The sequence below is a fragment of the Priestia aryabhattai genome (genome assembly GCF_023715685.1).
Lineage (GTDB): Bacteria > Bacillota > Bacilli > Bacillales > Bacillaceae_H > Priestia > Priestia aryabhattai_B.
Genome location: NZ_JAMBOQ010000002.1, coordinates 1,072,437 through 1,087,574 on the forward strand (window position 1 = coordinate 1,072,437; position 15,138 = coordinate 1,087,574).

A 15,138-nucleotide genomic window follows, 5' to 3' on the forward strand; every position below is an offset into this window, starting at 1 on the left:
TCCTTATACAACATATCGTCCGCTATTAATAAACTCACGCGCGATGTCTCGATTGCGCGTGAATTCGCCTTCACTTTGCAAATCATTCATCCACTTTCCAAGAATTGTGCGGTACTGTCGGTGCTTTTCACCCGTTAACATCCCATTTATTAATTGTCGGGCCTGCTTTTCAATGTCAAATAGCGTTTCGCTCACAACAGTTTCTGTCAGCTTGCTTTTTAACTTTTCTTTTTCTTCTCCATTTCTATTCAAGGCTTTTTCCGCTCGCAGCACGGATGATTCCATAGCAAATAGTCCAACAGCAATTTCTGCGAGTTTCATAAGCGTTTCTTGTTCTTGTGCTAGATTTGCGTGAAACGTTTGAAATGCTGTTCCTAGCAAAGCAAGAAATAAATGTCTTGTCGTAATAACAGCCTGCTTTTCTCTTGCTAGAAGTTCATTTGAAGGTATTTCCCACTGACCACTCATCAATTCACTAACAGCATGCTCCACTTGTTTGTTTAGCTTTATTTCTCCTTTGCCTGCTTTTTTTAGAAGCTGAGTCGGAAGCAAAAGGCGGTTGATTTCATTTGTACCTTCAAAAATACGGTTGATGCGTGAGTCACGGTATACTTGCTCTATTTTATATTCTTGAATAAACCCTGCGCCGCCATGAAGCTGCAGCGATTCATCGGCAATTAAATCAAGGGTTTCTGACCCATACACTTTACATACTGAACATTCTATTGCAAATTCGGCCAGCTGTTTAGCTACTAACTTATAATTTTCACTTTCATATAGGCCACCAAGCGCTTCTTCTAGTAAACCAGCTGTACGGTACTGAATAGATTCAGATGCGAAAATACGCGCTGCCATTTTTGCTATTTTTTCTTTTGAAGCATTAAATTCCGCAATAGCTGTTTTAAACTGCTTGCGCTCTTTTGTATAAGCTAAAGCAAGTTCAAAGGCATATTTGGCTGCGCCCATACACGCAGAACCTAAGTTAAAACGCCCGAGGTTTAAGACGTTCAAGGCAATTAAATGACCTTTGCCTACTTGTCCAAGTATGTTTTCTACAGGTACCAAACAATCTTCATAAATCACTGGGCGGGTAGACGACCCTTTAATCCCCATTTTCTTTTCTTCTGGCCCAAGAGACAGTCCTGCAAAATCTTTTTCTACAATAAAAGCAGTAAAATGTTCTCCGTCTACTTTTGCATACGTAATGAACGTATCTGAAAAGGCAGCATTGGTAATGTACTGCTTCGTTCCATTTAATACATAATGCGTTTTTTCAGGATTTAATACGGCTTTTGTCTGAGCCGCAAGAGCATCAGAACCTGCTTCTGGCTCTGTCAAACAGTAGGCACCAATATATTCGCCGCTTGCCAATTTAGGCAAGTATTTTTCTTTTTGCTTCTTGGTGCCAAAATACGTAATAGGAAGTGTCGCGATGCACGTATGGTTAGAATGAGCGACTCCATATCCGCTTGTCCGTCCAATGATTTCACCGACGAGTCCTTTGCTTACTTTATCAAGACCTAGTCCTCCATAGGTTTCTGGAATACTATGAGCAAGAAGTCCAAGCTCGCCTGCTTTATGCATCAATTCTACTACTTTATTAAAATCTTGCTGCTCAATGTCATGATGGTAAGGGTCGACTTCTTTTTCAATAAACTGCTTTGCTGTCTGAGCAATCATATAATGCTCATCCGTTAAGTCTTCGGGTGTATAAACGTGATGCGCAGATGTTTTTTTTAGTAAAAATGATCCGCCTTTTGCTCTTGTTTTCATTTCAGACATATCATTTCCTCCCCGTTTACTAACATTTTTTTCACTATTTTAGGAACTACGGAATAGATGTTTTTCCGGCTTACAAAGCCAATTTCGTCTAGAAAACCATACTGAGTGAGCATTTCTCCTACGGCTGAGCGTTTCAATATTTCAACAGGTGAATGCTCGTAAGCTTCATAAAAAAGCAGTGCAGCTTTTGCAGCATCCGTTAAATGAAATGTTTTTAGTCGCAGCAGGCAGTTTATAAAATAACCCGCTCCATATAAATCTTCTAGACAGAAGCGATCAGATGAACCTGAACAAACCAATAAAACACTTTCATCTTGGCTTGGTTGACAAACAGCACTGGCAACCGCTTCTCCGTTTAAAAGTGAAGCTGCATATACGTGTTTCGCTTTTTCAGCGTTATGGATGGCTACCGTTCCATTAGTGGTAGACAAAATAACTGTTTTATTTTGAACATGCTGCTTTAAAGTGCTAGGGTTTGGATCAAAAAAGCCTTTAATCGTTTTTCCTCTATATTCGCCTACAAGCGCAATTTCGTCAGGCTTATACGTTTTTGCTTTTTTACGCGCTTCTTCTTCATTTTTCACCGGAATAACCTCTATTGCTCCTTGCTGTAAAGCAGCCGTGATTGTTGATGTAGCCAATAAGATGTCAAATATAACAACCGTTTTTCCTTCTAGCTTTTTGGCAAGAAGCTCTTCTTTTTTCAGTATTACGTGAATTTTCCCTTTCATATATGCCCTCGTTCTGTGTGCAGAGCATGAATAATCAGTGTTTTTACATAATCTCCAAATTGTGAAAACCGTTTATCATTTGTTTGGCCTTTTTTATAACGGTAATAAATTTGCTGACAAATGACAGCAAGTTTGAAGTACGCAAATTTTAGGTAAAAGTCAATGTGTGAAACATCCCGTCCGCTTTTTTTAGCATATGCTTCTACAAAGTCTCGACGGGAATAAAAGCTTTTTTGCACAGTAACAGGTGGATTCCCCAGTCCTCTTTTTAAAAGTTCAGGGTCGCTGTCTTCCATCCAATAGCTCAGCGCCACTCCCAAATCAGCAAGCGGGTCTCCAACGGTTGTCATTTCCCAGTCGAATAACCCTACAATCTTATTTCCATCCGGTGAAAATAACGTATTATTAAGCTTATAATCATAGTGAATGATAGTTGAATGCTGTGATTTCGGGATGTGTGTGGTCAACCATTTCTTTAGTGCTTCTACTTCCGGTATGTCACTTGTTGTTGCTTTTTCATAACGATGAATCCAGCCGTGTACTTGACGTTCTAAAAAACCTTCAGGCTTGCTGATTCTTTCAAGAAGTGTTCCTTTATAAGAAATGTCATGAAGTTGAACAAGGACATCTACCATTTGTTCTGAAATACGACGGCAAAGTTCGCTAGTTCCTTTCATTTCTTTTGGAAACGCTGTGTCGATGAGAACACCGTGCTTTCGCTCCATTAAAAAAAAGGATTTTCCGACCACTGTCTCATCTTCACAAAACACATACGGCCTAGGAGCGAGAGGGAAAGATTTCGATAAAACAGATAAAATCTTGTATTCTCTTTGCATGTTATGCGCTTTTGGCGCAACTTGCCCAAAGGGAGGGCGTCTCAACACCGCCTCCCACTCTCCGACTGAAAGAGCATAGGTTAAATTGGACGCACCTGATCCAAATTGCTTGATTAAAAGAGGCTCTGTAGGTAAATCAGGAATAGAAGTACGGAGAAACTGATGCAGTTTTTCCGTGTTTAATTCTTCTCCTTTTCGTACAGGAATGATTTGTGACATTTTTTACCACCTGCTTTTTTATAGTTAAACAGCTACTTTATAATTCATTAAAAACTGCTTAATGTCCGCTGGAATGGAAATGCTTTTTTGTGTGCCAAAATCAAAGTACACGATGACAGCTTCTCCTTTAGCAATCAATGATCCCGTCTTGCTGTCGGTAATTTCATGGCCAATTGTAAAGCTTTTATTACCGACTCTAGACACAAAGGTTTTAATCATTAACACTTGATTAAAATAACCTTGCGCAACAAAATCACATTTAGTAGACGCTAAAATATACTCCCACTTTTCCGTATGCATTGATGCTCCCATCTCTTCAAAGAAAGCAATCCGAGCCTCCTCTAAATAAATAAAATAGCTCGTATTGTTAATGTGACCCAGTGCGTCCGTTTCGCAAAAGCGCACTTTGACCTGTGTTTCATACATGATTTTCTCCTCCTTTACTTATTTATGTGAAAAAACAGCGGGACGCTTTTCAATAAATGCTGATACTCCTTCTTTAATATCTTCTGTTTGAAAGACTTCTTCAAACAGCCCTGCCTCAAGTTCAAGGCCTTCAGATAATGTGCGATTCATTCCTTTATTTACCGCTGTCTTAATTCGAGAAAGTGATGGAAGAGAGTGACGGTTAAATTTGCGAGCCAACTCTTTTGCTTTTTCGAGCCCTTTTCCTTTAGGCGTTACATGATTGGCAAAGCCTGCATGAAGCGCTTCTTCTGCAGAGACAGGACTGCCGGCAAACATCCACTCTTTAGCTTTAGATACGCCGATTATGCGTGGAAGACGCTGAGTTCCGCCGCCTCCAGGAAATAATCCGAGCTTCACTTCCGGAAGACCGATTTGAGCATGTTCTTCGGCAATGCGTATATCAGCGGTTAGTGCAAGTTCGCATCCTCCTCCAAACGTTAAACCGTTTAACACGACAATTGTTGGTTTTTCAATGTTTTCAAGCTTTTGCAAAACGCGATGAGTTTTCATAAACTCTTCTTTAATGCCGCTTTGCCCCATTAACTGAGGAAACTCTTTAATATCGGCTCCAGCCATAAACGCCCGGTCGCCCGCTCCTGTTAAAATGATTGTAATCACATCAGATTCTTTGCTAAGCTCTTCATACGTTTCTTCAAGCTGCTGCACAACAGCCTGGGTCATTACATTTAAAGGCGGGTTATCAATGGTTACAATTGCCGTTTTCTCTTCTTTTTCGATACGTACAAATTTTTTCATTATTACTTCACTCCTTGTGTGTGGTATGTGTAAAAACCTTTTCCTGTTTTGCGCCCCAGCTCGCCTTTTTGAACTTTTTCTTCAATGCACGCAGCTGGCTTGTCCTCTGGATCCCCTGTTTCGCTATAGCGCTGCTGCATCACAAAATATCCGACGTCAATTCCTGAGAGATCCATTAATTCAAAAGGACCGATCGGGTGATTGAGTGCTTTTTTGCAAATCGTATCAATGTCTTCAAAATCTGCGTATCCATTTTCGTAAAGGAAAACGGCTTCTTTTTGCAACGCTCCTAAGATTCGATTGGCAATAAAACCTGAGATTTCTTTTTTCAGAAGGACTGCTGTGCGATTAATTTGCTTGCAAACTTCCATTGTCGTTTGAGCTGTTTTTTCATTTGTCTTTTCACTCATCACAACTTCTACGCAGTCCATTACAAGGGGAGGAAAAAAGAAATGCATGTTAACGATTTGTTCTGGACGGTTTGTGGCACTTGCAATAAGCGAGTTAACAATTGTTGAACTATTCGACGCTAAAATGGCGTGACGTGGTGCGTACTCATCTATTTCTTTAAAGACACTTTGTTTTACATCTAACTTTTCCACCACGGCTTCAATAACAAAATCAGCGTTTGAAACCGCTTCCTTTAATGTGTTTGTAAAAGACAATCTTCGAAATGCGGCTTCTTTAGCATCAGAAGAGATTTTGCCTTTATGAATCCACTTGCCCATAATTGCTTCCAGCTTATTTTTTGCATCAATGAGTGACTGTTCATTCATATCTTGAATAATCGTTTCATATCCTCCAAGTGCACAAAGCATACCGATTTGATGTCCCATTTGTCCTGCTCCAATAACAGCAATACGCTGTATATCTTTACTATTCATGTTATAGCCTCCTTTAAGTATAAAAGGAGAGAAAGAGCTTATACTTTCCCGCCTTTTACGAGCACTGTCTAGCCTAGCAGCTACTGTGACTGAATACCTTTCATCAGCATCTTATAAAAAATAGCGGCAACTTCTCGATCTGACTTTTCTCCATCCGGCTGAAACCAAAAATAGCTCCAATTTGTCATTCCTAATATGCCTAGCGTCACGATATCTGAAGGTAAATCTGAACGGAACTGCCCTGCTTCCATTCCTTTTTCAATAATTTCCTGTACGTTCTCTTTAAAACGATCGCGCTTTGGAATGATTTGCTGTAAGTGTTCTTCACTCAAATGACGCATCTCTCGAAAGAACACTTTAGCTCGAAGCCCTTCTTTCTCAATATCATGAACAAGTTTGAAAATAATGCTGTGCAGCTTTTCCGGATACGATGTTGTCTTATCTGCAAGAATCGTCTCTTGATTTTCTATTAATCTTTCAATATATTGAAGGTGAATATCCATTAAAAGCTCTTGTTTGCTTTTAAAATAATAATAAAACGTTCCCTTTGTGACGTTTAATTCATTTACAATATCTTGAATAGACGTTTCTTTGAAACCTTTTTGAGCAAAAAGCTGAATGCTTCGTTCCATCATCAAATCTTTCATCGTCAAACCCTCTCTGTCTTTTCTCATTTTCACAAATTATACCATGGCTTAGAGGGAGCTTTTGAAAAAGTTTGTTTATGTTCAGCTTATTTACATAGTTTCTTTCACCACTTCTTCTCGTAGTGCCCGTCGCAAAATTTTTCCTACATTGGTCTTAGGAAGCTCCGCGCGAAATTCAATGATTCGCGGAATTTTGTAAGCTGCAAGATGATGTCGACAATAGGAAGTAAGCTCTTCTTCGGAAAGAGATTTCCCTTCTTTTAATACCAAAATCGCTTTAATTGTTTCTCCTCGATAAGGATGCGGCACACCGATTACAACGGCTTCTTTAATATAGGCATGTTCATATAAAACTTCTTCAATATCTCGAGGATACACATTAAAACCGCTCGCAATAACCATATCTTTTTTGCGATCAACAATGGATAAATACCCGTCTTCATCTATCTGTCCAATATCTCCTGTGTACAGCCAGCCGTTTCTAAGCGCGTGAGCTGTCTCTTCAGGTTGATTCCAATAGCCCTTCATAACTTGAGGACCTTTAATCACTATTTCTCCAAGCTTTCCTCTTGGCATCTCTTTTGTTCCTGTAGCCACATCTACAATTTTATAAGCAGTTTTTGGAACGCCGAGTCCAACTGTACCTGGCTTTCGTTCACAAAACGGCAGGTTGCAATGCGTAACTGGCGATGCTTCCGATAAGCCGTACCCTTCTAACACTTTAGCACCCGTTTTTCGTTCGAACTCTTTCATTAACTCAACAGGCATTGGCGCACTGCCGCTGTTGCAGATGCGAATACTTTCGATATTGTATTCTTCTGCCCGCGGATGATTTGTAATAGCGACATACATAGTTGGCACGCCAGGAAAGATACTAGGCTGCTCTTTTTTTATTGTATTTAGTACTTCTTCTAAATCAAAACGCGGCAATAGCAATAGTTCATTCCCGCAAAGAATAGATAAATGCATACAGGAAGTCATGCCAAATACGTGAAACAATGGAATAACGGTTAAGCATTTTTCTTTTCCTAATTCAATATCATGCTTAAATATTTCGTATGATTGAACCGCATTTGTATAAATATTAGCATGTGTAAGCATCGCACCTTTAGATGGTCCGGTTGTTCCTCCCGTATACTGAAGAACAGCAATATCATGTGCTGGATGGATGACCGGCGGCTTGAGTTCATGTTTTATGGTTAGAAAATCTAGGAAGGAAATGTCTGGTGATGTAGGAACAAAAGGTTTTTGCAAGCTGACGGTTATTGCTTCTTCTATATCAACGCGGTTTCTTATCTCTTGAAGTCTCGTATAAAAATCATCGAGTATAATTATTTTTTTTGCGCCGGAATCGTGTAAAATATGCTCTAGTTCTTGTTCGACAAGCATAGGGTTGATCTGAGTGACAATGCCGCCCGCTGCTACAATACCAAAATAGCTTATTATATATTGCGGACAATTTGGCAGCATAATTGCTACACGATCTCCTTTTTTAATGCCCTTTTTCTGCAGTGCTCCTGCAAATACGCGGACTGAGTGATACAGCTCTTGGTATGTTAACGTATGCTGATACATGCGCGTTGCTGTGTGAGCAGGATAACGTCCGGCTGTTTCTTTCAGCATATCAAATAGTGAAATATCTTCGATGTGAATGTCATGAGTGTAGGCTTCTGGATAAGGTGTAAACCATTTTTTAACGTCTTCCATCAAGTTACTCCTTTCTTATTCACATAGCATGAACTCCACCGTCTACTGTCAGAATATCTCCCGTAATATAATTAGACGCTGCAGAAGCAAGAAAAACAGCCGCTCCTTTTAAATCAGCTTCGGAGCCAAAGCGTTTTAAAGGGGTTTGACTTAGAAAATAATCTTTTCCTTGTTCCATAATCGCACCTGACATTTTAGTAGGGAAAAATCCCGGCGCAATCGCATTAACTTGAATATTATGTTGCCCCCATTTGACAGCTAAATCTTTCGTGAACGTAATGACCGCTCCTTTACTCGTGTTGTAACCGATTGTATCCATATACTGAGGATCCGTTCCTCCAAGACCCGCAATTGAAGCAATGTTAATAATCTTACCAGCTTTTTGTTTAATCATTTCTTTTCCAGCTTCTTGGGACATTAAAAACGTTCCCGTGACATTAATATTCATCACTTTTTGCCATGCTTCAAGAGGCATTTCTTCAGCCGAAGCTCCCCACGTAGCTCCGCTGTTATTAATTAAAATATCAATGCGACCGAATGTTTCAATCGTTTGATGCACGACATTTTTAATATCTTCAGGCTGACTGATATCGCATGTTAAAGCAAGGGTTTTTACACCGAGGAGAGCCAATCGATCAGCCGCTTGCTGACATGCTTCTTTTTTTCTTGAACATAGAACAATATTTGCCCCTGCTTCTGCAAGCCCTTCTGCCATTTGTTCTCCTAATCCTCTGCCTCCGCCGGTAATAATAGCTGTTTTCCCAGTTAAATCAAACAAATCCTTTATGTGCATATGTTGCCTCCTTTTCTTGATAGGATTTTAGCTCAAGTCTTGCAAGCTGTGCTTTATGCACTTCGTCTGGACCATCAGCGAGACGAAGAGTGCGGGCATTTGCCCAAAGTGCCGCAAGTGGCGTGTCTTCTGAAACACCTGCTGCTCCAAATGTTTGAATGGCGCGATCAATGACTTTTAAAGCCATAGCAGGAGCCATTACTTTAATCATGGCAATTTCTTTCCGCGCTTTTTTGTTTCCAACTGTGTCCATCATATAAGCAGCTTTTAATGTTAATAAGCGAGCTTGTTCAATTTCAATACGCGATTCTGCTACCCATTCTTGAATAACCCCTTGCTGGGAAAGCAATTTATTAAACGTAGAACGACTTTGAATACGCTTACATAATTCTTCAAGCGCTCTTTCCGCTGCTCCTATTAAACGCATGCAGTGATGAATACGCCCAGGTCCTAATCTGCCTTGAGCAATAGCAAACCCTTTTCCTTCGCCTAGAAGCATATTAGACGCTGGCACACGAACATTGTCATAATGAATTTCAGCATGTCCATGAGGAGCGTGGTCGTATCCAAAGACCGGCAGCATTCGTTCAATTTTAACTCCTGGAGTATTTAAAGGAACTAGAATCATAGACTGCTGTTCATATTTAGATGCGGTAAAATCGCTTTTCCCCATGACAATAGCAATTTTGCAACGAGGATCTCCCGCACCTGAAGACCACCATTTTCTTCCGTTGATTACATATTCATCGCCTTCTCTTACAATACTGCACTGAATGTTCGTTGCATCAGAAGAACCTACATCCGGTTCTGTCATAGAAAAGCAGGAGCGAATGTCGCCATTTAACAGCGGCTTTAACCATTTTTCTTTCTGTTCAGGTGTTCCGTACCGAACCAGTACTTCCATATTGCCGGTGTCAGGAGCTCCGCAGTTAAAAGTTTCTGGTCCAATAATAGAACGGCCCATAATTTCGCAAAGAGGGGCATATTCTACATTTGTTAGACCTGCTCCGTATTCGCTTTCTGGCAAAAATAAGTTCCATAATCCAGCTTGCTTTGCTTTTTCTTTTAACTCTTCCATGATTGGAGGAACAGCTGACCATCTAGACGGCTGTTCATTCAGCTGTTGTTCGTATAGCCGTTCATTTGGGTAAATATGCTCTTCCATAAAAGAGTTCAATTCTTTTTGCAGCTTCACTACTTTGTCAGAGTAAGAAAAATACACGGTAGTCCCTCGCTTTCATTTACTTACTAACCGGTTGGTATGTTACATATTCATAATAAATGAACAGAAATAATTCAGCAAGATATTTTTAGGAAAATTCTAAAAATTATATTATTTAAAAATAAAAAAGAGAGGTTTTACCCTCTCCTTTTTATGCGGATGTCATTTCATCAAATACGGCTGATACCTTTTCAAACTCATCATCATCTTCAATTGATGACCATTCACCATCATCTTCAATTTTCAAAAAGAAAACATCAATTTCTTCTTCTGTTTCAATTAAAACTTCTTCCACAAACGCAACGGCAATATAATCGTGCCCTTCAATCGTCATTTTCCCAAGCACTTCAATATCTTGCTCTTGATCATTTTCATCTAAAATTGTAAAAATCTCTCCCGTTTCAATGCGTTCCATCTTATTCCCTCCTAATTTAACATCATTATTCGTTCACTAACATGTATTCCCCTTTAGAAAAGGTTTCATGCTTATAAAAGTAGAATCTACTTTTTAAAAGGCAGAAGAATGTCTACGGTAGTTCCTTTTCCAAGTTCACTTACAAAGTTAATTTCTCCTCTATGTTCTCGAATAATCTTATAGCACACCATCAGTCCGAGCCCCGTTCCTTTCTCTTTGGTACTATAAAAAGGTTTTCCTAAATGCTGCATTCGTTCCTGCGTGATACCTGGCCCCTCGTCGCTAAATCGGACAACAAGGTGCTCGTGATTAAATCTTTTTAGTTGAATCGTTACGGTTCCTCCACTTGGCATAGATTCGACTGCATTTTTAAATATATTGCTAAACACCTGTTTCAACTGATTTTCTACGCATAATACGAGAGGAAGATGAAGATCAATCTCTTTTTTTACGTGAATTTTCTCTGTAATCCCCTGAACCTCAGCTAGCTTTAAAGTATTCTCTAAAATATCTTGGACGTGTTTGTCTTTGTAGGTTTTCGCCTGAGGCTTTGCAAGACTCAAGAACTCATCGGCAATCAATTCAATTCTATCTAACTCATGATTTATCATTTCTACATAGTAAGGCTGACCGCTTGTTTCTTTTAATAACTGCATAAATCCTTTTACCGCCGTCAGAGGGTTTCTAATTTCGTGAGCAATACCAGCTGCTAACTGTCCGACTAAGGAAAGCTGAGCAGATTCACGCAGCAATTTTTCAGTTTTTTTACGTTCTGTAATATCACGAAACAAAACTTGAATTGCCTGCTTTCCCATATAGGGAATAGGAAAGGCAATGGTTTCGGCATCAATCGTATGACCGTCTTTATGAATAAACTTTTCTTCCTGTAGGTCTACAGATTTATTTTCTGTTTTCATTCGATAAATTCGCTGTTTTACAACATCATAGTAATCAGGGTGAACAAACTGATAAACACAAGCTCCTAATACGTCTTGAGGACTTTTGTATCCTAGCGCTTTGGCTCCTGCAGGGTTGATGTAATCAATTTTCCCTTCACTATGAACGATAATAGCCTCCGGAGATAACTCGATCAAACTTCGGTAGCGTTCTTCGCTTTCTTTTAAAGCCGTTTCAGCCTGTTTCCGTGATGTTATATCTCGATAGACAAAAGCAATGCATAACGGCCAATCATTCATATTTTCTACGCGGAATAGTGTGACGCTTACATTAATTAAATGGCCGTCTTTATGCTGTCTGACCGTCTCGAATTCAGTTTTCGATTCACCTGATTGAATGGTCTTATGAAGTTCGCACACTGGCTCCTTTAAAAACGAAGGTATGATTGGAAGAGGCTTTTGATAAATTTCTTCAAACGTCCAGCCAAATGTATTCTCAAACGCAGGGTTCACTTGAAGCGTTTTACCCTCTAAGTCAACGATAGCAACAGCATCTGCGTTATGATAAATAAAAGGTTGAATCTGCTCTTTTTTCTCCTGATAACTAGTTATATTTACGCAATGTCCCATGATTTCCGGTTTTTCTGTGTAAGATAAAGGGGTTAAGTTTACTACATAGCGTTTATCATTTATTTGAAGCTCGTACATAAGCTTTTTCTTTTTATTTAGCGCTTCGAAAAAATGCTCATACGAGACCCATTCTTCTAGAGGTATCTTTTGATCATGAACGCTTTCACCTTGGTACATACTGTAAACAAGGTGGTTGTCTTTTTGTTTGTAAGCAAATATGATTCCTAGCTCCTCAGCTGAATGATTTTCTGCATGTAATCGGACTATTTTTTTATTTTCGTTCATCGTTCATATTTACCTACCCCTCACTAGCATCTTTCCTAATCGTCCTCATTCTCTTAATTTTACATGAGGATTTTAGAATTTACTAGATAAAGAAGCGGAATTTTCCATTCATTCACATAAAGAAAGCACCTGTATAGGCGCTTTCTTTATGTGAATATGAATTACTTTGGATGATGTGTTTTATGACAGTGCCGCTTCGGGATAAAACCATTTTGCTCCATATGCTGATAGCGATTTTCCATATGTGAAGAAATTTTTTGACTCTCCGTTTTGCTTAGCACGCCGTACTCGACATATTTTGAAAGTATTTCTTTCTTTTTTTCTAACATTTCTTTGTACAGCACAGACAATTCCTGCTTTTGCTGAGAAGTCAGCTGCACGTCTTTTGTTTCTGACTGAGGATTGTTTTCCGCTAATACAGGCGTCGCGCTCATAAATAAAAAAGCTGCTGCTGCACTTATCATAACCTTTCGCAAACAATCTACTTCCTTTCATCATATAGTAGCTATAGTTTGCGAACTTCTATTTGTTTTCATTCATTCTATTTTCTTAAGACTCGATAGCCCCTCTTATATCATAGTCGCTGAGATCAATTTCCATTTCCATTTCAAGTGCTAATTTAGCAAGCTCTGAACCAAGATAAGGGCCCGACGTTAAGCCTGAAGCTCCGAGACCATTCGCTACTAGTATTCCTTCGTAATTCGGAAGAGCCCCAATGACTGGCAAGAAGCCTGGAGTAAATGGTCGGAACCCTACCCTTGTTTCTAAGACTGTGCTTTCTGTTAAGCCGGGAGCAATTGATAAGGCCTTTGAAAAAATTTCATAAAGCCCCCCAGCCGTTACTCTCAAGTCATAACCCGTGTCGTTTTCATGTGTTGCTCCGATGACAATTTGACCTTGTTCAAACGAAAGAATATATTGGTCGCTTGGAGGCATCACAACAGGCCACTCTTTTGTATCTAAATCAGGAAGATGCAAGTGGACAATTTGCGCTTTTTGAAAGCTGGCTAAAAATTTCACTCCAAGAGGCTCTAGTAATTGATTTGCCCATGCTCCTGCTGTCACAATCGTTATACTTGCTAAAAGTGTTTGTTCATTTACGGAAACGCCCGTTACTTGATTATTTTCATAAAGAAGTTCTGCGTTTCCTTCTATTATTTTTGCACCGTTTTTCTTCGCTGCATTCACAAGTGCGCTTCGAAGAGCTCTTCCGTTAACGCGAGCGGCTCCACTAATATGAACTGAACTGTATTCTTCCGAAAGAACCGGAAACAAAGCCTGTGTTTCTTTAGCTGATAAACGTGTAATCTCGCCTATTTCGGGGGCTTCTTCCCGACGCTTATACGCTCGCTCTTCCATTTTTGCAAGCTTTTGTTCATCAGTGTGCAAGCTAATTGCTCCTACTCGCTTATATCCCGTATCCGTTTCTCCATCTTCTTCTAATTGCTGAATTAATGTTTGATAGTACCTGGCACCGCCTTTTGCTAAGCGGTACCATGCTTTATTTCGACGCTGTGAAAGCCATGGACAAACAATTCCTGCTGCTGCATCAGTAGCTTGACCAGCATCCTTGCGATCTATCAATGTCACATCTGCTCCTGCTTTTGCTAAATGATATGCTGTAGAAGCTCCAAGAATCCCAGCTCCAACTACGATGTATGTTTTCATACCAAAACACCCTTTTCTTTTCATTCTTCTAGTATTCTCATGCTATATGTATGCAATTTTAGCATAGCAAAAAAAGAAGCCACATACTAGGCGAAGCTATTTTTAGCCTATTTTTGGACCTTGCTGACTTTGACATATAGCTCCCTTCATCGTAAATAAAAGCGTTATAAGTTCTTTGACCGAGATTATAGTAGGGTGAAGCAAACCATAAATAGTGATAGTACATCTTTAACGCTGTGCTTACCGCTTTTCTATTATGGGTTCTGAATAAAAAGATAAAAGAATAAAACCACTATAATATGTAAATAAAAAGAAATAACCATTATTTTAAGGAGAGCGTATGCAATCTTCATTTGTATTATTTTTCATCATTCTTGGTTTACTATTTGGCAAGTGGCGGAGGTATCAAGAATACTATGCTACTTTGCTGTTTTGGATCACGGGGAATTGCTTTACGAAGTGCTGCTGTTTCATTACCGCGTATGGGTATTTCATCCTGTCGGTATTGATCATCTTTTTCTTCCGGATCACCTAATGGTTTCCCTTGGAATAGCTTTACTTATTTATCCGTTTGTCATACCGGTTTTTTTAGGAAGGTTGCCGCTGCATGTAAGCGGCGGCCTGTGGTGGATTCTTTTATGGGCGCTTTTATTTACTGTGATTGAGTTCATTGCTTATGTTAATCACAGTATCACTCATCATTATGGATGGTCGCTGCTGTGGTCTTTTCTCTTCAATATTGTCACGTTCTCACTCTTAGTGATTCATCAGAAGAAAGCGCTGGCTGCTTGGATTCTATCTGGAAGCTTCATAGCTTTCTTATTTATTTTTTTGATATTCCTATGCCTTAACTTTTCATTGACTAGACAGCGGAAAAGGAAATATAATAGGAATTACATTTAAATATAATTTTCCTCTCTGAGAATAGAGGTGCATGAAATCAAGAGTCACTTATTGGAGACTAATGGAGTCTGTGAAGATAAGTAAAAGGGATTTCGTGCCGAAGTATATAAACATCCATTGTGTTCATATACTGGTTCAGTATTGAATAAATGCTGAGCTGTCACAAACCATTTGGTTTGTGGAGAGCTATTGAAGAGATGTTGATGCCTAGAATGTAATAATACTTTATTATTATGAAACCAAGACGCGTGAACATCACTTCACGGGTCTTTTTTGTGTTTTTCTACTTACCATCA

General features: G+C 39.4%; 15 protein-coding genes and 1 riboswitch. Of the genes, 1 reads left to right on the forward strand and 14 read right to left on the reverse strand.

From position 1 onward, the window contains the following. Positions 1–3: 3 nt before the first annotated feature. From M3225_RS12465 to M3225_RS12530, 14 genes are all read right to left on the reverse strand, one after another. Positions 4–1,782: an acyl-CoA dehydrogenase family protein gene (locus tag M3225_RS12465; protein WP_251394118.1), complete on the reverse strand. Its 1,779-nt coding sequence runs from the start codon at positions 1,780–1,782 to the stop codon at positions 4–6. After that, entirely contained in the window at positions 1,770–2,513 is a 744-nt protein-coding gene (locus M3225_RS12470; protein ID WP_251394120.1) for a 2-phosphosulfolactate phosphatase, read from the reverse strand. Before M3225_RS12470 ends, M3225_RS12465 begins: the two co-directional genes overlap by 13 nt. Beyond that, a complete protein-coding gene (locus M3225_RS12475) occupies positions 2,510–3,568 on the reverse strand; it encodes a phosphotransferase family protein (RefSeq protein WP_251394122.1) in 1,059 nt (352 codons plus the stop codon). The genes M3225_RS12470 and M3225_RS12475 overlap by 4 nt, the downstream gene beginning before the upstream one ends. Positions 3,569–3,592: 24 nt before the next feature. Next, positions 3,593–3,994, reverse strand: a complete 402-nt coding sequence (locus tag M3225_RS12480; RefSeq protein ID WP_251394124.1) for an acyl-CoA thioesterase — start codon at positions 3,992–3,994, stop codon at positions 3,593–3,595. Positions 3,995–4,012: 18 nt separating this feature from the next. Further along, on the reverse strand, positions 4,013–4,795 hold the full coding sequence (locus tag M3225_RS12485) for an enoyl-CoA hydratase (RefSeq protein WP_374109828.1): 783 nt from the start codon (positions 4,793–4,795) through the stop codon (positions 4,013–4,015). Beyond that, on the reverse strand, positions 4,795–5,676 hold the full coding sequence (locus M3225_RS12490; RefSeq protein WP_251394128.1) for a 3-hydroxyacyl-CoA dehydrogenase family protein: 882 nt from the start codon (positions 5,674–5,676) through the stop codon (positions 4,795–4,797). Before M3225_RS12490 ends, M3225_RS12485 begins: the two co-directional genes overlap by 1 nt. Before the next feature lie 80 nt (positions 5,677–5,756). Next, positions 5,757–6,323, reverse strand: a complete 567-nt coding sequence (locus M3225_RS12495; RefSeq protein ID WP_251394130.1) for a TetR/AcrR family transcriptional regulator — start codon at positions 6,321–6,323, stop codon at positions 5,757–5,759. Between the two features lie 90 nt (positions 6,324–6,413). Continuing rightward, positions 6,414–8,030, reverse strand: a complete 1,617-nt coding sequence (locus tag M3225_RS12500; RefSeq protein WP_251394132.1) for a long-chain-fatty-acid--CoA ligase — start codon at positions 8,028–8,030, stop codon at positions 6,414–6,416. Positions 8,031–8,049: 19 nt separating this feature from the next. Further along, positions 8,050–8,823 carry an SDR family oxidoreductase gene (locus tag M3225_RS12505; protein ID WP_251394134.1) on the reverse strand — a complete coding sequence of 258 codons (774 nt, stop codon included), beginning with the start codon at positions 8,821–8,823 and terminating at the stop codon, positions 8,050–8,052. Further along, positions 8,801–10,045, reverse strand: a complete 1,245-nt coding sequence (locus M3225_RS12510) for an acyl-CoA dehydrogenase (protein ID WP_251394136.1) — start codon at positions 10,043–10,045, stop codon at positions 8,801–8,803. Before M3225_RS12510 ends, M3225_RS12505 begins: the two co-directional genes overlap by 23 nt. A 151-nt stretch (positions 10,046–10,196) precedes the next feature. Further along, positions 10,197–10,460, reverse strand: a complete 264-nt coding sequence (locus M3225_RS12515) for a DUF1292 domain-containing protein (protein WP_251394138.1) — start codon at positions 10,458–10,460, stop codon at positions 10,197–10,199. An 86-nt stretch (positions 10,461–10,546) separates the two neighbouring features. Next, positions 10,547–12,271 carry a PAS domain-containing sensor histidine kinase gene (locus M3225_RS12520; RefSeq protein ID WP_251394140.1) on the reverse strand — a complete coding sequence of 575 codons (1,725 nt, stop codon included), beginning with the start codon at positions 12,269–12,271 and terminating at the stop codon, positions 10,547–10,549. 161 nt (positions 12,272–12,432) lie between these two features. Continuing rightward, positions 12,433–12,747 (reverse strand): YckD family protein, encoded by a 315-nt coding sequence (locus M3225_RS12525; RefSeq protein WP_251394142.1) that lies wholly within the window; start codon positions 12,745–12,747, stop codon positions 12,433–12,435. Between the two features lie 73 nt (positions 12,748–12,820). Next, positions 12,821–13,939 (reverse strand): NAD(P)/FAD-dependent oxidoreductase, encoded by a 1,119-nt coding sequence (locus M3225_RS12530; protein WP_251394144.1) that lies wholly within the window; start codon positions 13,937–13,939, stop codon positions 12,821–12,823. Between the two features lie 447 nt (positions 13,940–14,386). Between M3225_RS12530 and M3225_RS12535 the strand changes: the two genes are divergently transcribed. After that, positions 14,387–14,842, forward strand: coding sequence for a hypothetical protein (locus M3225_RS12535; RefSeq protein WP_251394146.1), 456 nt, complete (start codon positions 14,387–14,389; stop codon positions 14,840–14,842). 14 nt (positions 14,843–14,856) lie between these two features. Then, positions 14,857–15,039, forward strand: a riboswitch (Lysine riboswitch). The last annotated feature ends 99 nt before the right edge of the window (positions 15,040–15,138 follow it).